A 17,256-nucleotide genomic window follows, 5' to 3' on the forward strand; every position below is an offset into this window, starting at 1 on the left:
GGAAGACCGCGGCCTCGCGATCGACACGATCCGCTCATTCAACACCCCTGTCTCGATCGTCTGGATCGACGAGGCTGAGGCGATCCACGGGGCCCGCGCCCCACCCGTTCCACCGCCGTAGTTCCTGAGCAATGTGATCCGCCCCGTCCGGAAGGATTCCCAATGTCTGAGAACCAAGATGCGATCGTCACAGACGCGAAAACACAGGACGGAGGAGGCTGCCCGGTCGTGCACGGCAGCGCCCCGCACCCGACGCAGGGCAACGGCGCGAACAGCCAGTGGTGGCCGCAGCGGCTCAACCTGAAGATCCTTGCCAAGAATCCCGCCGTGGCCAACCCGCTCGGTGAGAAGTTCGATTACGCCGCGGCGTTCAAGACGCTCGACCTCGCCGAGGTCAAGCAGGACATCGCGGAGGTGCTGACCACCTCGAAGGACTGGTGGCCCGCCGACTTCGGCCACTACGGCCCGTTCATGATCCGCATGGCGTGGCACAGCGCCGGCACCTACCGGATCAGCGACGGCCGCGGTGGCGCCGACACCGGGCAGCAGCGCTTCGCCCCGCTCAACAGCTGGCCGGACAACGGAAACCTGGACAAGGCCCGCCGTCTGCTGTGGCCGGTCAAGAAGAAGTACGGCAAGAACCTTTCGTGGGCCGACCTCATGATCCTCACGGGCAACGTCGCCCTGGAGACGATGGGCTTCGACACCTTCGGCTTCGGCGGCGGACGGGTCGACGCCTGGGAGCCCGACGACGACGTCTACTGGGGTCCCGAGACCACCTGGCTCGGCGACGAGCGCTACACGGGCGACCGTGAGCTGGAGAACCCGCTCGCCGCGGTCCAGATGGGCCTCATCTACGTCAACCCGGAGGGCCCCAACGGCAACCCGGACCCGCTCGCCGCGGCCCGCGACATCCGCGAGACGTTCCGCCGGATGGCGATGAACGACGAGGAGACGGTCGCCCTGATCGCCGGCGGCCACACCTTCGGCAAGACCCATGGCGCGGGCCCCGCGGAGTCCGTCGCCGAGGCCCCCGAGGCCGCCCCGATGGAGGAGATGGGCCTCGGCTGGAAGAACGCGTTCGGTACCGGCAAGGGTGACGACGCGATCACCAGTGGTCTCGAGGGGATCTGGACGAACACCCCGACCACCTGGGACAACACCTTCTTCGACATCCTCTTCGGCTACGAGTGGGAGCTCTACCAGAGCCCCGCGGGCGCGAACCAGTGGCGGCCGAAGGAGGGCGCGGGCGCGGGGTCCGTACCCGATGCCCACGACGCGTCGAAGAGCCACGCCCCCACGATGCTCACGACCGACCTCTCGCTCCGGTTCGACCCGACGTACGAGCCGATCTCGCGCCGGTTCCACGAGAACCCGGCCGAGTTCGCGGACGCCTTCGCCCGCGCGTGGTTCAAGCTGACCCACCGCGACATGGGCCCGATCGTGCGCTACCTCGGCCCGGAGGTCCCGAGCGAGGAGCTGCTGTGGCAGGACCCGCTGCCCGCGGTGACGCACCCGCTCGTCGACGCCGCTGACGTCTCCGCCCTCAAGGACCAGATCCTGGCCTCGGGCCTGACGGTCTCTCAGCTCGTGTCCACGGCCTGGGCGTCGGCCTCGTCCTTCCGCGCCAGCGACAAGCGCGGCGGCGCGAACGGCGCGCGCATCCGCCTCCAGCCGCAGGCCGGCTGGGAGGTCAACCAGCCCGACGAGCTGGCGGCCGTGCTGCGCACGCTGGAGGGGGTCCGCCAGACCTTCAACAGCGCCCAGTCCGGCGGCAAGCAGATCTCGCTGGCCGACCTGATCGTGCTCGCGGGTGCCGCGGGCGTCGAGAAGGCCGCGAAGGACGCGGGCTCCGACATCCAGGTGCCCTTCACGCCGGGGCGCGCGGACGCCACGCAGGAGCAGACGGACGTGGAGTCGTTCTCCGCGCTCGAGCCGTCCGCCGACGGGTTCCGCAACTACCTCGGCAAGGGCAACCGTCTGCCGGCCGAGTATCTGCTCGTCGACAAGGCGAACCTGCTCGACCTGAGCGCGCCCGAGCTGACGGTCCTCGTCGGCGGCCTGCGCGTCCTGGGCGCGAACTACGGGCAGTCGACGCACGGCGTCCTCACCACGACCCCCGGGTCGCTGACCAACGACTTCTTCGTCAACCTCCTCGACCTGGACACGACGTGGAGCGCGACGGCCGACGACGCGAGCACCTTCGAGGGCCGTGACGCCTCGGGCAAGGTCATCTGGACCGGCACCCGTGCCGACCTCGTGTTCGGCTCGAATTCCGAGCTGCGCGCGGTCGCGGAGGTCTACGCGAGCGATGACGCGAAGGAGAAGTTCGTCAAGGACTTCGTCGCCGCGTGGGACAAGGTCATGAACCTGGACCGGTTCGACCTCTCCTGATCAGGCATGATCGCGAAGTCCAGGTCGGCCCGCACCGGGCCGGCCTGGACTTCCGCGTTTCCGCATCAATGCTCCGGCTGGTCCGGCGCCAGGGGGGTCCCGGAGGTCACCACCAGTACGCGGGGTACTTCGGCGCCCCGCGCCGTACCCGAGAGGCCGCGAAGCCGGTCAGCACGAGCAGCACGGTGGAGCCGAACAGCAGCGGCACGAAGCGGCCGGGGGCCGGCGTCTGGAGTACGACGATGACGGCGGTGGCGCAGGCCGCCGCGTGCGGGGTACGGGCGAGCATCGTCGCGGCGAGCGTGAAGCCTCCCGCCAGTGCCGCCGTCCACGGGCTGCTGTCCGTGAGTGCGAGGACCGCGTAACCGGCCCCGGCGCCGAGCAGGTGGCCGAGAACGATGCTCCGGGGCTGGGCCAGGGGCAGGCTGGGTGCGCTGTGCACGAGGGCTGCGCTCGCGGCCAGCGGCGGTATCAGGACCGGCTCGTGAATCATCGCGCCTATCGCCACCAGCCCGAGCAGGACCGCGGTGACCGCGCTGATGCTGTGGAGGGCCGCCGCCGCGGTGGGCCGGGCCGGCGCCCTGCCGACTCGGCGCGGCGTTCGGGGCGAGTCGGGGGCGGGAGTGGGCTGCTGGCGCAGCACGGAATCAGTGCTCACGGTGACGTTTTCTGGGGCAGGCGGCTCTCGGCCGGCAGGACGACGGGAGAAGGAACGGTCGTAGCTGCGCGGAGCACACCTCTGTGATCAACAGTGGTACTGACCTTGCGCCTGTCCGGTGGGGCGGGCGCAGTCCAGCGAAGATTTTACCTGTCGGGCCGTGCGCGCCAGGCAGGGGGCCGACCACAATCCCCGAGCGCTGCACCGCCCCTCGCAGGTCACACCGCCTCAGAGCCACGGCAGCTTTGCCCCGCCCTGAACAGACCCTGACCGCAACCTTGTTGAGCCGACCTGTGGCGCACGGGATCATCCGCCCCATGGACGAGCCGGGCGCTGCCTACGAGATCCGCTACGGGTGGACCGCCCCGGCATGGGTGGCTCTGGCGTTCGCCCTGCTCATCGGCGCGGGATTCGTCCCCGGCGTCGAACCACCGGGAAACGACCACATCGAGCTGATCCTCGCGCCCTACGTGGCGCTGGTCGTGCCGCCCGCCACGCTCCGACTGACCGCTGCGCGTATCGGCCCCGAAGGCATCGCCTTGGGCCGCCTGCCGTTCTTCCGTAGACCGCAGTTCTTTCCCTGGTCCGAGATCGTGTCCGTCAGCCTCTCCGACGGCGCGCGGGGGCGTGGACGCCTCCGGATCCCCGAGCTCACGGTGCGTCACCACAGCGGGCCCGCCCCGCGACGGGAGCGGACCACGTCCGGCGCACTGCACGAGATCGACGCCTATCTGACTGCGTACGTGGATCCCGACTTCGTCGAGGCCTTCAGAGGATCCACGGAGTCCGCCCGTTCCATGGTGCTGTGCAGGGTGGACACCGCACGCCTCGAACGGGCCGTACGGGCCTTCGCTCCCCAGGTCCACCTCTTCGGCGATGCCGGCCGCCCATGACGATACGGGCAAGGATCTGACTGAACGCATGCGTCATACAAGGGAGTTGAGTGACCATGGTGACACCTGCGGAGGCGGGCCGGGGAGCGATCGACACGTACGGGGGACGAGGGAGCCATGGCCGAACAGAAGGGGCCCCAGCCGCCGCGCTCTCCGGCACCGGTCGCAATGAGCCTTGGCTCGGGCTGCTTCCCGTGGCCGGTGCTCGCGGTTCTGATCGCTCTGGTCTCCGGCCTGTTCTTGTTCCTCGGCCGCGGCGGCGAACCCGGGAAGGGCAACCCCGGCGCGGGCAAACAGCAGACCTATGTCGACGAGATCGACGAGGCGCGGCAGCAGCTCTTCAAAGGCGAACTCGTCCGCACCAGTACGAGCTCACTGCATCTGGTGGCCGGCGGCGATCCGCTCCCCTTCCGGGCCCAGATCCTGGGCAGTTGGCGCTCGGACGGGCCCGACGGAACGCACTCCCCGACCAGCGCGGGCGCCGAGATCGGCGTGAAACTTCACTGCTCGGGTGCCCAAGTGCGATGCACACCCCTGTCGTCGGAGCGTCAGAACGTCATCTCCAAGAAGGACACGGCAACGTGGCTCTGGGATGTGAGCGCCAAGAAGGCAGGTACGGTCGCTCTCTCCGTGACGGTGACCGCCTACTACCGGGACAGCGACACCGTGCTCCTTGAGCAACCGCCCGCGACCACCCACGTCAAGGTGGCAGCCCCGCCCGGCGACAGCACCACCTGGGTCAAACAGTCGTGGCAGTGGATCTCCGGCGCGATCACAAGCCTGGGCGGCCTCGCCGTGTCCGTGACCGCCGTCATCACCCTGACCGTCATGGTGGCCCGCCGGACCACTCCGGCGACCGGCCCCGAACCCGGCCATGACGACACGGACGCGGACACCGACTCGTCCTCCTGAGCGTCCCAGAGTGCCGCGACACTACGTGAGGCCAAGGTCACAGTTTCGCGCGGAGCGGCCGACTCCAGGCCCGATTTCCCAGGTCAGGGCCGACCGCAGGGCAACTCCCGGCCTCCGCCCCGCGCCACAGCGACGCCGATTGTCACACCGACCCTCTAGGCTTCTTCACATGTCCACCACTCCGATCCCTGGTTCCGTGCGGTCCGCCGACGATCTGAACGAAGAGATTCGCTGCCTGATGCTGTGCAGCGGTGGCCGGTTGAGCGCGGAGCAGCGCCGGGAGTACGAAGTTCTCGTCATCGAGTGGTCCGCGGCGATACGTGGCGAGGTTGTGAAGGCCGCGTAAGTCCCGGGCCTCACCTGCCGATCCCCCGCGTGAGTCACTCGGACGGCTGCGGGGTCAGGCCGTGCAGCCCCTTGCAGTCGTAGTAGCAGGTCATCGCGAACCCGAAGACCGCGCAGACGACGGAGCCGACGGAGCCGACGGAGCCGACGGAGCCGACCGCGATCATGATCCAGGCGCGCAGGAGACCGCCATCGGCTCGCGCGTCGAAGAAGAGGACGGAGCGGACTCCGCCGCTGAGCTGCCTCATGGGTTCGAAGATGCCGAGGAAGCGGTAGAAGCCGGGGACCGCCTCGAGCGGAACGGTCGCTCCCGGCGGTGGCAGCCCGAGGACGTACGACCAAGGGTGTTCCAGGTGCCTGCACCAGCAGTACGGCCCGTGTGGCCACCCCGCCACGCGACCGGGCCCGGATCCCGCATCGGCTCCGGACACAGCAAGGCCCGGATCCAGAAGGATCCGGGCCTTGACCGTCAGTAGCGGGGACAGGATTTGAACCTGCGACCTCTGGGTTATGAGCCCAGCGAGCTACCGAGCTGCTCCACCCCGCGTCGGTAGACACCACCGTACGCCATCGCAGCCGGTCCCCATGACCATGTTCCCGCCGAGCGCTAGCGGACGAGGCACGGGCGCTTGCTGTCGAACTGCCAGTCCGGGACGAGATACCGCATGCCGATGGCGTCGTCGCGTGCGCCGAGGGCCTTCGTCCTGTAGAGGTCGTGGGCCGCGAGGAGCCGGTCCATGTCGAGCTGGACGCCCAGGCCCGGGGCGTCGGGCACGGCGATCTCACCGTCGACGATCCGGGGCGGGGCGGTGGTGAGGCGCTCCAGGCCTTCCTGCCAGATCCAGTGCGTGTCCAGGGCGTTGTACTCGCCGGGAGCGGCGGCTCCGCAGTGGGTCACCATGGCGAGGGAGATGTCGAAGTGGTTGTTGGAGTGGCAGCCCCAGGTCAGGCCCATCGCGTTGCAGAGCTGGGCCACGCGGACCGAGCCCTGCATGGTCCAGAAGTGCGGGTCGGCCAGAGGGATGGAGACCGACTGGAGGGCCAGGGCGTGCGTGAGCTGGCGCCAGTCCGTGGCGATCATGTTGGTCGCGGTGGGCAGGCCCGTGGCGCGGCGGAACTCGGCGAGGATCTCCCGGCCCGAGTAGCCGCCTTCTGCTCCGCAGGGGTCCTCGGCGTAGGCGAGGGTGCCGGACAGGGGCGTGCACAGCTCGATCGCCTCGCGCAGCGACCACGCGCCGTTGGGGTCGAGGGTGATCCTGGCCTCGGGGAAGCGGTCCTTCAGGGCCTGCACGGCCCTGACCTCCTCGGCGCCTTCCAGGACGCCGCCCTTGAGCTTGAAGTCACGGAATCCGTACCGGTCGTACGCGGCTTCGGCCTGGCGGACGATCGCTTCGGGTGTCAGGGCCTCTTCGTGGCGGACGCGGTGCCAGTCGACGGCCGCGTCGGGTTCGCGGACGTATTCCAGGTCGGTGCGGCCGGGGTCACCGACGTAGAAGAGGTAGCCCAGCACCCGTACGGAGTCGCGCTGCTGGCCGTCGCCGAGGAGTGCGGCGACGGGGACGTCGAGGTGCTGGCCCAGGAGATCGAGCATCGCCGACTCGACGGCGGTGACGGCGTGGACCGTGGTGCGCAGGTCGAAGGTCTGGGCGCCTCGTCCGCCGGCGTCGCGGTCGGCGAACCTGGCTCCGATCTCGCGCAGGACGCGCTTGTAGTCGCCCACCTTCGCGCCGACCACGAGGGACTCGGCGTCGCGCAGGGTCTGGGTGATCTTCTCGCCGCCCGGTACCTCGCCCAGGCCGGTGCGGCCTTCCGAGTCCTGGAGAACGACGACGTTGCGGGTGAAGTAGGGGCCGTGCGCGCCGGAGAGGTTCAGCTCCATGCAGTCCCGGCCGGCGACCGGATACACGGCGAACGCGGTGACGGTCGGCTGCTTGCTCAAGGTCATTGCGGTTCCTGTGGTCGGAAGGTGTGCGGGTTGATGTGTGTCACAGGCTCAGGGCGTCCAAGGCCCATTCCATGGCAAGTACGCCGCCCAGGCCCAGCACCGCGAGCACGGTCGTGTACGTGGTCCTGACCTTGATCGCCTCGATGACCGAGAGGTTGAAGTACTCCTTGAAGAGCCAGAATCCGGGGTCGTTCACATGGGAGAACGCGATCGACCCGCAGGAGACGGCGAGCACCATGATTTCGGGGTGGATCCCGCTGCCCGCGAGCATCGGAAGCACCACACCGGACGCCGTGACGACGGCGACCGTGGCCGAGCCGAGGGCCACGCGGAGGATGACCGCGATGAGCCACGCCAGGATGAGGGGCGAGATGGCCCAGCTGTCCGTGACGTCCTTGATGTAGTCGGAGATTCCGCCCTCCACGAGGACGTTCTTGAAGGCGCCGCCGGCTCCGATGACCAGGAGGATCATCGCCATCGCCTGGGCCGCCGAGGCGCAGGAGGCGCTGACGTCCGTGAGGCTGCGGCCGATGCGCGGACCGAAGGCCCAGATCGCCAGGAGCAGCGTCAGCATGAGCGCGATCGGCGCCGAGCCGATGAACGCGACCGCGTGCAGGAGCGGGCTCTCGCCGGACGTGGCCATGTCGATCACCGCGGCGCCCGCGATCAGGACCACGGGGAAGAGGGCCACGAGCAGCGACCAGCCCATGCCGGGCATCTCTTCGTCGGTGAACTCGCGGTCGCTGACCAGGCCCTTGGGGATGGACGGGTTCATCGCCTTGACGAACGGCAGACGCGGCCATGCGAGGGCGATGAGCGCTCCGGCGGGTACGGCGATGAAGAGGCCGTAGAACAGGGTGTGTCCGACGGAGGCGTGGAAGCTCGCGGCGACGGCGGTGGGGCCGGGGTGCGGCGGGAGGAAGCTGTGCATGGTGGACAGGGCGATCGACATCGGCAGCCCGACCCACAGCAGCTTCGCGCCGGTGACCCGCACGAGGGTGAACGCGATGGGCACGATGATGATGAAGGCGACCTCGTAGAACATGGTGACGCCGATGAGCATGGACGTGACCACCATGGCCACCTGGACCCAGCGTGGTCCGAAGGCGTCGAGGAGCCGGTTGGCTATTCGCTGCGCCGCTCCGGAGTCCCCCATGACGCGGCCGACCATGGCGCCGAGGCCGATGGTCAGCATCGTGTCGCCGATCTGGCCGCCGATGCCCTCCGAGAGGACATCCGGGATCGTCGCCGCCGGAATCCCCTGCACCAGCGCGACGCCGATCGCCACGAGGAGGAGGGCGGCGAACCCGTTCATTCTCAGCCTGGTCATGAGGAAGAGCAGAATCAGAACGCTGATTCCCACTACGACGAGAGGCAAGTCAGTTCCCCTTTGAACTGTGGAGCGCGAGTCGGGCGGTTACGGGGGGGGAACGCGTCGAAGCCGCAGGGCTTCAACTGCGTGTTTCTGAAGGTCAGTTGACGCGCCGTACGGCTCCGACGAGGTGCAGCCCGGCGTCCAGCACCTTCTCGAGATCCGCGAGGTCGGCCGGGGAGGGGTCGGTGAGCGGGGCGCGTACGGGGCCGACCGGGAGACCCCGCAGCCGTGCCGCGGCCTTGACCAAGGAGACGGCGTAGCCCGGGACGCGGTCGCGCAGGTCCACCAGGGGAACGTAGAAGTCGCGCAGCAGCTTGTTCACCGCCTCGTCGTCGCCGGCGCGCAGTGCGGTGAAGAAGGCGTTCGCGATCTCGGGCGCGAAGGCGTGGACCGCGGAGGAGTAGGCGGGCACGCCGACGGTCGCGTAGGCGCGGGCCTGCATCTCGGCGGTGGCGGCGCCGTTGAAGAAGAGGAAGCCGTCGGGTGCGGCGAGTGTCAGGCGCTGGAGCCGGTCGAGGTCGGAGTGCCCGTCCTTCAGGCCGATGACGGTGGGGATCTCGGCGATCCGGCGCAGGGCATCGGCGCTGAAAGTGACCTGGTCGCGCTGGTACGCGATCAGCGGCAGCCGGGTGCCCGCGGCGATCCGGCGCAACTGCTCCACCAGCCCGTCCTGCGGAGCGCCGACCAGGTAGTGCGGCAGCACGAGCAGCGCGTCCGCGCCTTCCTCCTGTGCGATCCGGGCGAACCGCAGCGCCTGTGACCAGCCGTAGCCGGTGCCGGCGACCACCGGGAGCCGCCCGTCGGCGACCTCGACCGTGACCCTGACGACCGCCCGGTACTCCTCCTCGTCCAGCGAGAAGAACTCCCCCGTGCCGCAGGCGGGGAAGACCATGCCCGGCGCGTTGGCCAACTGGGCGGTCAGATAGACCCGGTGGGCGTCCAGGTCGAGGCTGCCGTCGTCCCGAAGGCTCGTGAGCGGGAAGGACAGCACCCCCTTCGCCATCCCGTCACGCAGCCTCTGTGCAGCGTCCTCGGGTTGCGTGCCGACCTCGTTCATAGATGTGATCCCCATATGCAGACGGCGTCCATGTATGAGAATGGAGGCTAAGTCCGTGAACTGGTCGGGTCAATGGGTGAAGCCCTGCCGATTTACGGTGACCGGCACCGGGAACCGGGGGACGCAAGTGACATCAGGGGCCCGTGGGGTGAAGTCGGCGCTGCGCACAGTCGCGTTGCTGGAGCTGCTCGCGGCGAGGGAGGACCGGCCCGCACGCCTGGACGAACTCGCCGAGGAACTGGACGTGCAGCGCAGCAGCATGTACCAACTCCTGCGGACCCTCGTCGACTGCGGCTGGGTGCGCACGGACACCACCGGCTCGCTGTACGGGATCGGGATCCGCACCCTCCTCACGGGCACGAGCTACCTCGACAGCGACCCACGCGTGCGCGCCGTGCGCCCGTACCTCGACGAGGCGTCGGAGGCGCTCGGCGAGACGATCCACCTGGCGCGGCTCGACGGTCCGCACGTGGTCTGTCTCGCGACCCTCGAGTCCCACGAGTACCTGCGTACGATCAGCCGCGTCGGCCGCCGGGTGCCCGCGCACGCCGGCGCCCTCGGAAAGGCGCTGCTCGCCGAGCGTGCGGACAGTGAACTACCGCTCGACAACGGCCCGTTGGCCGCCCTCACTGCGAACACGCACACCGACCGCGCCGCGCTGCCCGCCGACCTCGCGGGCGTCCGCGAACGGGGCTACTCCCTCGACCACGAGGAGACGGTGACCGGTATCGCGGGCTTCGGCTTCGCCCTGCGGTACGGCACACCGGCGGTCGACGCCATCAGCTGCTCGGTCCCGGTCGCCCGCCTCACCGGGAACCGTCAGGAACGCGCCGTCGCCGTGATGCGGGACGCACAGACGAAGATCGAGGCGGTGTCGTCTCCTCACTCGGGGGCGCCTGACCGGCGGTGCGCCGGGGGTGAGCCCTGGGCTTCGTCACAGGTGCCCGAGCAGGGCCTCCAGCGCCGGATTGTCGTTGTTCCTGCGCCACACCAGATTCAGCTCGACCGGCTTGGGCTCCCTCAGGTACAGCGGCTTGTACGTGATCCCGCTGAACCTCATCTGCGCCGCGGCCTCCGGGACCAGGGCGATGCCCCAGCCCGCGTTCACCATCGCCAGAATGCTGTGCACCTGGCTGAGGTACTGGGTGAAGACGGGTGCGACCTGGGCCGCGCGGAAGATGCTCACGAGCAGCTCGTGGAAGTAGCGGGCCTCGACCGGCGAGTACATCAGGACCTCCTCCCCGTCGAAGTCCTCCACGCGCAGGTCGCCCTCGCGCGCGGCCAGCGGATGGCCCGTCGGCAGGGCGGCGAGCAGCCCCTCCCTGACGGCGGGCCGGGTCTCCAGGTCGGGCCCGGTGTTCGCGGGGCGGATCATGCCCAGGTCGAGGGAGCCTTCGGTGATGGCCTCCAGCTGATCGCGGGTGACCAGTTCGCGCAGCACGACCTCCACTCGAGGCATGGCCGAGCGGGCCACGTCGAGCAGGGTGCCGAGGGCCGAGTTCGCGCTGGCCGCCGTGAATCCGATGGCGATGGCTCCGGCCTCACCGGCCGACACCTGCCGTACGGCGAGGGCCGCGTGCTCGGACTGGCGCAGGATGTGGCGCGCCTCGTTGAGGAAGGTGCGGCCCGCCGGGGTGAGCCGCACGGACCGATTGGTGCGGTCCAGGAGCTGCACTCCGAGCTCGTGCTCGAGGAGCTGGATCTGCCGGCTCAGCGGGGGCTGCGTCATCTGGAGGCGCTCCGCGGCGCGCGTGAAGTGCAGTTCCTCGGCCACCGCCACGAAGCTCACGAGCTGTGCCAGCGTGAACAATGATTCCCTCCGGGTATCAGCGCATGCAAAATTGGTCTTGGACGTGGATCAATCGCCGACTCTAGCTTCAACAGGAGTCAACGCCTCCGTCGGCCGCAGACCGACAGGGCCCGCCGACACGGCCGGGCGCGGCCTGCCGAGCGGCCGGCCGTATCCGCCTCACACCCCAGGGACACGCAGTGGTGACGAAGACCCACACGACGACCAACGCCGCGCACGTCGCAGGCGAGGCGACGCTCGACAGGATCTCCTGGATCAGGCTCTCCTCCGTAACGCTGCCGCTGGCCACGCCGATCAGCGACGCCAAGGTCCTCACCGGGCGCCAGAAGCCCATGACCGAAGTGGCGTTCCTCTTCGTGGAACTGGAGACGGAGCAGGGGCACGAGGGCATCGGCTTCAGCTACTCCAAGCGGGCCGGCGGCCCCGGCCAGTTCGCCCACGCCCGGGAGATCGCCGACAATCTGCTCGGCGAGGACCCCAGCGACATCGGCAAGATCTGGACGAAGCTGGCGTGGTCCGGTGCCTCGGTGGGCCGCAGCGGTCTGGCCACACAGGCCATCGCCGCGTACGACGTGGCCCTGTGGGACCTCAAGGCCAAGCGCGCGGGCCTGCCGCTGGCCAAACTCCTGGGCGCCCACCGCGACTCCGTACGCTGCTACAACACCTCCGGCGGCTTCCTGCACACCCCGACCGAGCAGGTGCTCGACAACGCGTCCGCCTCCCTGGCGAGTGGCATCGGCGGCATCAAGATCAAGGTCGGCAACCCCGACCGCAAGCAGGACCTGCGCCGCCTGACCGCCGTCCGCGAGCACATCGGCGACGACGCCCCGCTGATGGTCGACGCAAACCAGCAGTGGGACCGGCCGACCGCCCAGCGGATGGGCCGGGCCATGGAGGAGTTCGACCTCGTCTGGATCGAGGAGCCGCTCGACGCCTACGACGCCCAGGGGCACGCGGCGCTCGCCGCTTCGCTCGACACCCCCATCGCCACCGGCGAGATGCTCGCCAGCGTGGCCGAGCACTGGGAGCTGATCCGCAACAACGCGGCGGACATCATCCAGCCCGACGCCCCGCGCATCGGCGGCATCACACAGTTCCTCAAGCTCGCGGCGCTCGCGGAGCACCACAACCTCCAGCTGGCACCGCACTTCGCCATGGAGATCCACCTCCACCTCGCGGCCGCCTATCCGATCGAGCCGTGGGTGGAGCACTTCGACTGGCTGGAGCCGCTGTTCAACGAGCGCCTCACCATCAGCGACGGCCGCATGCACGTCCCGTCCCGCCCCGGCCTCGGCATCACCCTCACCGACCAGGCCCGCGCCTGGACCCAGGCCACCCACGAGGCCGGCAAGCGCCACTGACGCCTCATGGCACGACACTCACTCGTCCGGCGCCTCCTCAAGGGGGCGCCGGACGCATGTGCACACCTCTCCCGCTCGCGCAATACCGATCCTGTATCACCGGATGCGAAATCAGTGTTGGACCGGCATGAGTCGTTGCTCGTAGCGTCGTCACCGGGGCATCCGTCACGCCCTACCCCGACTCCAGGAGCAGAACGCAGATGACGTCGTCCTACACCCCGTCAGAGCTCGGCAGGCGCATCGGATCCGGCCTGCTGTCCTTCCCCGTCACCCACTTCACGGCCGACGACCACTCCTTCGACGAGAGCGCCTACCGCGACAGCATCACGCGCCTGGCCGGGTACGAGGTGGGCGGCCTGTTCGCCGCCGGCGGCACCGGCGAGTTCTTCTCTCTGACGGGCGCCGAGGTCGAGCGCGTCGTCGCCGCCGCCGTGCAGAGCGCCCCCGAGTCAACACCCGTCCTGGCCCCGGCCGGATACGGCACACGTACGGCCGTCGAGTGCGCGCAGGCCGCGGAACGCGCGGGCGCGGACGGCATCCTGCTCTTCCCGCCGTACCTCACCGAGGCCGGGCAGGAGGGCCTGGCCGACCACGTCGAGGCCGTGTGCCGCTCCACCTCGCTCGGCGTCATCGTCTACAGCCGCGCCAACGCCGTCTACACCGCACCCACGCTCGCCCGCGTCGCCGACCGCTGCCCCAACCTCATCGGCTACAAGGACGGCGTCGGCGACATCGACGCCCTGACGCGGATCTACGCCCGTCTCGGAGAGCGCCTCACGTACATCGGCGGCCTGCCCACGGCGGAGACGTTCGCTCTCCCCTACCTCGAACTCGGTGTCACCACCTACTCGTCGGCCATCTTCAACTTCCTGCCCGAGTTCGCCCTCGAGTTCTACGGCGCCGTCCGCGAGCGCAGGCACGACACCGTCATCAAGCTCCTGAGCGACTTCGTCCTGCCGTACACCGAGATCCGCAACCGGCGGCCCGGCTACGCGGTGAGCATCGTGAAGGCGGGCATGACCGTGGTCGGCCACAGCGCGGGCCCGGTCCGGCCGCCACTGACCGACCTGACTCCGGACGACCTGGCCGAGCTCGCCGCGCTGATCAACGGCCTGCCCACGCCTGCGGCCTGACGCCCCGTCGGAGTGCCCGCCACCGATGTGGCGGGCCGCCCGGTCACAGCTTGAACACCACTCCGCGCCATGTCCACCCCGCGCCGAGGTCGCGTTCTGCAACGGGGCCTTCATCTCCGCGGGGTCGAAGCGGAAGACCTCCGTCTTGTGCAGGCGGCCGTCGGACCCCCGCTTGACCTCCCACTGCCGGCTCACCGCGGTCACCTGCCCTCGGGAGTACTCACGTGACCGGGCGAGCCTGGGCGTGTCCCCGACCCACGTGACCTCCCACTGCTCGTCGAGCGCGCGAACCTCATTGCTCTCAGGAACCAGGCGCATCCTCGTCTTCAGCGTCCGGCTCATCTGACTCCGCGAGAAGAAGGTGCGCCAGGCCGGTTCCAAGACCCGCCACTCGGCGACGAGGTCGGCACCCTCGGCCGGGGCGCCATTGCGTACGACGTACGGCACGTCGGGCCCGTTGATCGCGAGGAGTGCGGCCCGGACTTCTCCGGCCGGGCGCGGTATGACACCGGCGCCGGGATGCCTGGTGCCGGTCAGTTTGTCGAAGAGACCCATCGGGTCAACCTATGGACGCACCGGCCGTACGGACAAGCTCGCCGCCGGCCCGCGCCATGACCCTCGCGCAGACCGACTAGCGTTCCGCGCTTCGTTTTCGCCGGGCCCGGGAGATCCACCGGCCGGCCTCCGTCGCGAGGCCCAGGCCTTCAGGATCTCCCGGAAGCAGAAGAACGCCTGCACGCAGGCGCGATTTTGCCGTCATTTTTGCATCTGACCGCACAACCATTTCAAGAATGACATTCGCGCGACCACGCGCAAAAAGAATGCGGAGAATGGTGGAACTGGCGGACTGTGAGTGCAGTCTTATCCCATGACCAGAAGCCCGCAGGATTCACTGCGGCACCGAATGACGGGGAAGGTTTTACCGACCATGCACGCTCGCACCCGCACCGCTCTCTTCGCCTCTGCCGCTGTCGCGGCCACGCTCTCCCTGACCGCGATCACCCCGGCCCTGGCCGGTACGTCCGCCCGCACCACGGCCGTCGCCGCCCCCGCACCGTCCCAGGGCGACCCGCGAAGCACCACCAATCGCGTCGCCGATTTCTACGGTGCGTACATCGACGCGATCTGGGAAAACGAGGACCCGGCCGCCGGCACCAGCGCGAAGGCGCTGCGCTCCTTCTACCTGTCGGCGGCGGCGCAGAAGAAAGTCGCCGCGTTCGAGGCGAAGGAGCACGCCGACGGGATCCTGTTCGCGCAGAACGTGCCCGTGAAGTGGAAGGTCGACTACACGGGCTCCGGCGCCGGCCACGCGACCTCGCTCGTCACGCTCACCTGGAGCGACGGCGCCAGCCCCGAGGTCACCAAGATCAAGGTCCAGTCGGACCTCCAGACCCGCAAGATCACCGACCTGGCGGCCGTCAACTAGCCCGCACCCGCCCAGCGGTGGCCCGTACCGGAGACGTCCGGTACGGGCCACGCGCATCTCCCTTTCGCAGGGGAATTCAAAAGCACGGCCGTCGATCACCATCTCACGGGCCGCGCTTTATCTCAGTATTCTGCGCCTTGCAGTACGTACTCTTCAGCGTCGACAGCATTCGTGTCCTCGAAATGCAGTCCGCTCTGGCGGTCTCAGCGGAGCTGCCGTGGTCGTCGCGGAAGCCTGACCGGCTTTGACTGCCCAGCAGACGACGAAGGGCAAGGAGAGCGTCCGCTCCCTTGCCCTCTTCAACATATAGCGCACAGGGGGCCTTGCGGCAAGGCCCCGGTCTTGCCGCAGAATGGCCGGCCTGGGCCAGGACCTGCGGATGTCAAGGATTCGCGTAGTACATGCGCTTTATTCATGTACGGGGGCATGCGCGAACCTCGTCATCGCCGTCATCGCCGCCGGACTTCGCGGACCGCCGGGCCGCTGTTCAACTCGTCACGTAGGGGGATTTCATGATCGACGTCATCGTTGTGGGCTGCGGACCGACCGGCTTGATGCTGGCCAGTGAGCTGCGGCTGCACGGCGTGAACGTGGTCGTGCTGGAGAAGCTGACCGAGCCGACCAAGGAGTCCCGCGGACAGGGCCTGCACGCGCGCAGCGTGGAAGTGATGGACCAGCGCGGCCTGCTGGACCGGTTCCTCGCCGTCAGCGAGAAGTTCAGCGTCGGCGGCCTCTACGGCGGCATCATCAAGCCCTGGCCGGACCGGTTGGACACCGCTCACCCGTTCGGTGTCACCGCCTCGCAGCCGGTCACCGAGCGGCTGCTCAACGAGCGTGCGCTCGAACTCGGGGCCGAGATCCGGCGCGGGTGCGAGGTGGCCGGTGTGAGCCAGGACGAGGACGGGGTGACCGTCGAGTTGGCCGACGGCACGCAGCTGCGCTCGCGCTACCTCGTCGGGTGCGACGGCGGCCGCAGCGTGGTGCGCAAGCAGCTGGGCGTCGGCTTCCCCGGCGAGCCCGCCACGATCGAGACGCTGCTGGGTGAGATGGCAGCGACCGAGAATCCGGAGACGATGGCCGCCGTCGTCGACGAAGTCCGCAAGACCCATCTGCGATTCGGCGTCATCCCCCAGAGCGACGGGATGTACCGCATCGTCGTGCCCGCCGCCGAAGTGTCCGAGGACCGCGCGACAGCGCCGACCCTCGACGACTTCAAGGAACGGCTGCGGGCGACCGCCGGCACCGACTTCGGCGTGCACTCGCCGCGCTGGCTGTCCCGGTTCGGCGACGCCACCCGGCAGGCCGAGCGCTACCGGGTCGACCGCGTGTTCCTGGCCGGCGACGCGGCACACATCCACCCCCCGACCGGTGGGCAGGGGCTCAACCTCGGCGTCCAGGACGCCTTCAACCTCGGCTGGAAACTCGCGGCCGCGGTCAGCGGCTGGGCGCCGGAGGGGCTGTTGGACAGCTACCACACCGAACGGCACCCGGTGGGCGCCCGCGTGCTGGACAACACCCGTGCGCAGATCACCCTGTTGGGGACCGACCCGGGTGCGACCGCGCTCCGTGAACTGTTCTCGAAGCTGATGGACTTCGAGGAGGTGAACCGGTACGTGACCGGGATCATCACCGCGGTCGGGGTCAGCTACGACTTCGGCGAAGGTCACGAACTGCTCGGCCGTCGAATGCGGGACGTCGACCTGAAGCGGGGACACCTCTACGAGCTGATGCACGACGGACGCGGGCTGCTCCTCGACCAGACCGGCCGTCTCTCGGCGGAGGGCTGGGCGGACCGGGTCGACCACGTCGTCGACGTCAGCGAGGAACTGGACGTGCCCGCGGTGCTGCTCCGGCCGGACGGCCACGTGGCGTGGGTCGGTCAGGACCAGCAGGATCTGCTCAGCCACTTGCCCAAGTGGTTCGGACCTGCCGCCAGTTGAGCACGCG

Annotated in this window: 13 protein-coding genes, 1 tRNA gene and 3 pseudogenes; 9 read left to right on the forward strand and 8 right to left on the reverse strand. The window is 69.3% G+C overall.

Annotated elements, in window-relative coordinates:
• Window positions 1-162 precede the first annotated feature (162 nt).
• Entirely contained in the window at window positions 163-2,394 is a 2,232-nt protein-coding gene (gene katG / locus ACWIGU_RS14745; protein ID WP_454400825.1) for a catalase/peroxidase HPI, read from the forward strand.
• Between the two features lie 106 nt (window positions 2,395-2,500).
• Here the strand turns inward: katG and ACWIGU_RS14750 are convergent, their stop codons facing one another.
• Window positions 2,501-3,052 carry an HPP family protein gene (locus tag ACWIGU_RS14750; protein WP_454400827.1) on the reverse strand — a complete coding sequence of 184 codons (552 nt, stop codon included), beginning with the start codon at window positions 3,050-3,052 and terminating at the stop codon, window positions 2,501-2,503.
• Between the two features lie 317 nt (window positions 3,053-3,369).
• Between ACWIGU_RS14750 and ACWIGU_RS14755 the strand changes: the two genes are divergently transcribed.
• From ACWIGU_RS14755 to ACWIGU_RS14765, 3 genes are all read left to right on the forward strand, one after another.
• On the forward strand, window positions 3,370-3,945 hold the full coding sequence (locus ACWIGU_RS14755; protein ID WP_454400829.1) for a hypothetical protein: 576 nt from the start codon (window positions 3,370-3,372) through the stop codon (window positions 3,943-3,945).
• Window positions 3,946-4,062: 117 nt separating this feature from the next.
• A complete protein-coding gene (locus ACWIGU_RS14760) occupies window positions 4,063-4,857 on the forward strand; it encodes a hypothetical protein (protein WP_454400831.1) in 795 nt (264 codons plus the stop codon).
• A gap of 169 nt (window positions 4,858-5,026) precedes the next feature.
• On the forward strand, window positions 5,027-5,203 hold the full coding sequence (locus ACWIGU_RS14765; protein WP_165914507.1) for a hypothetical protein: 177 nt from the start codon (window positions 5,027-5,029) through the stop codon (window positions 5,201-5,203).
• A 34-nt stretch (window positions 5,204-5,237) separates the two neighbouring features.
• Here ACWIGU_RS14765 and ACWIGU_RS14770 read toward each other — a convergent pair.
• The 5 genes and pseudogenes from ACWIGU_RS14770 to ACWIGU_RS14790 all read right to left on the reverse strand — a co-directional run.
• Window positions 5,238-5,531, reverse strand: a pseudogene (locus tag ACWIGU_RS14770) (DUF3533 domain-containing protein); the annotation flags it as partial.
• A 144-nt stretch (window positions 5,532-5,675) separates the two neighbouring features.
• Window positions 5,676-5,749, reverse strand: a tRNA-Met gene (locus ACWIGU_RS14775).
• 60 nt (window positions 5,750-5,809) lie between these two features.
• Window positions 5,810-7,147 carry an enolase C-terminal domain-like protein gene (locus ACWIGU_RS14780; RefSeq protein WP_454400834.1) on the reverse strand — a complete coding sequence of 446 codons (1,338 nt, stop codon included), beginning with the start codon at window positions 7,145-7,147 and terminating at the stop codon, window positions 5,810-5,812.
• Between the two features lie 40 nt (window positions 7,148-7,187).
• Complete coding sequence (locus ACWIGU_RS14785) at window positions 7,188-8,525, reverse strand: gluconate:H+ symporter (protein WP_454400836.1); 1,338 nt, start codon at window positions 8,523-8,525, stop codon at window positions 7,188-7,190.
• Window positions 8,526-8,619: 94 nt separating this feature from the next.
• Window positions 8,620-9,594, reverse strand: a complete 975-nt coding sequence (locus ACWIGU_RS14790; protein ID WP_454400838.1) for a 5-dehydro-4-deoxyglucarate dehydratase — start codon at window positions 9,592-9,594, stop codon at window positions 8,620-8,622.
• A gap of 133 nt (window positions 9,595-9,727) precedes the next feature.
• Here ACWIGU_RS14790 and ACWIGU_RS14795 point away from each other — a divergent pair.
• A pseudogene (locus tag ACWIGU_RS14795) lies at window positions 9,728-10,477 on the forward strand (IclR family transcriptional regulator); the annotation flags it as partial.
• Window positions 10,478-10,513: 36 nt separating this feature from the next.
• On the opposite strand, the gene ACWIGU_RS14800 reads toward ACWIGU_RS14795, so the two are convergent.
• On the reverse strand, window positions 10,514-11,389 hold the full coding sequence (locus ACWIGU_RS14800; protein ID WP_454400840.1) for a LysR substrate-binding domain-containing protein: 876 nt from the start codon (window positions 11,387-11,389) through the stop codon (window positions 10,514-10,516).
• Window positions 11,390-11,568: 179 nt separating this feature from the next.
• Between ACWIGU_RS14800 and ACWIGU_RS14805 the strand changes: the two genes are divergently transcribed.
• Both ACWIGU_RS14805 and kdgD read left to right on the forward strand, forming a co-directional pair.
• A complete protein-coding gene (locus ACWIGU_RS14805; RefSeq protein ID WP_454400842.1) occupies window positions 11,569-12,750 on the forward strand; it encodes an L-talarate/galactarate dehydratase in 1,182 nt (393 codons plus the stop codon).
• A 200-nt stretch (window positions 12,751-12,950) separates the two neighbouring features.
• Window positions 12,951-13,883 (forward strand): 5-dehydro-4-deoxyglucarate dehydratase, encoded by a 933-nt coding sequence (kdgD, locus tag ACWIGU_RS14810; protein WP_454400844.1) that lies wholly within the window; start codon window positions 12,951-12,953, stop codon window positions 13,881-13,883.
• Window positions 13,884-13,926: 43 nt separating this feature from the next.
• Here the strand turns inward: kdgD and ACWIGU_RS14815 are convergent.
• Window positions 13,927-14,438, reverse strand: a pseudogene (locus ACWIGU_RS14815) (hypothetical protein).
• A 373-nt stretch (window positions 14,439-14,811) separates the two neighbouring features.
• Here ACWIGU_RS14815 and ACWIGU_RS14820 point away from each other — a divergent pair.
• Together ACWIGU_RS14820 and rox are read left to right on the forward strand one after the other, a co-directional pair.
• Window positions 14,812-15,309, forward strand: coding sequence for a hypothetical protein (locus ACWIGU_RS14820; RefSeq protein ID WP_454400846.1), 498 nt, complete (start codon window positions 14,812-14,814; stop codon window positions 15,307-15,309).
• A gap of 512 nt (window positions 15,310-15,821) precedes the next feature.
• Window positions 15,822-17,249: a rifampin monooxygenase gene (gene rox, locus ACWIGU_RS14825; RefSeq protein WP_454400848.1), complete on the forward strand. Its 1,428-nt coding sequence runs from the start codon at window positions 15,822-15,824 to the stop codon at window positions 17,247-17,249.
• Window positions 17,250-17,256 lie beyond the last annotated feature (7 nt).

The sequence above is a fragment of the Streptomyces sp. NPDC055400 genome (assembly GCF_053644375.1).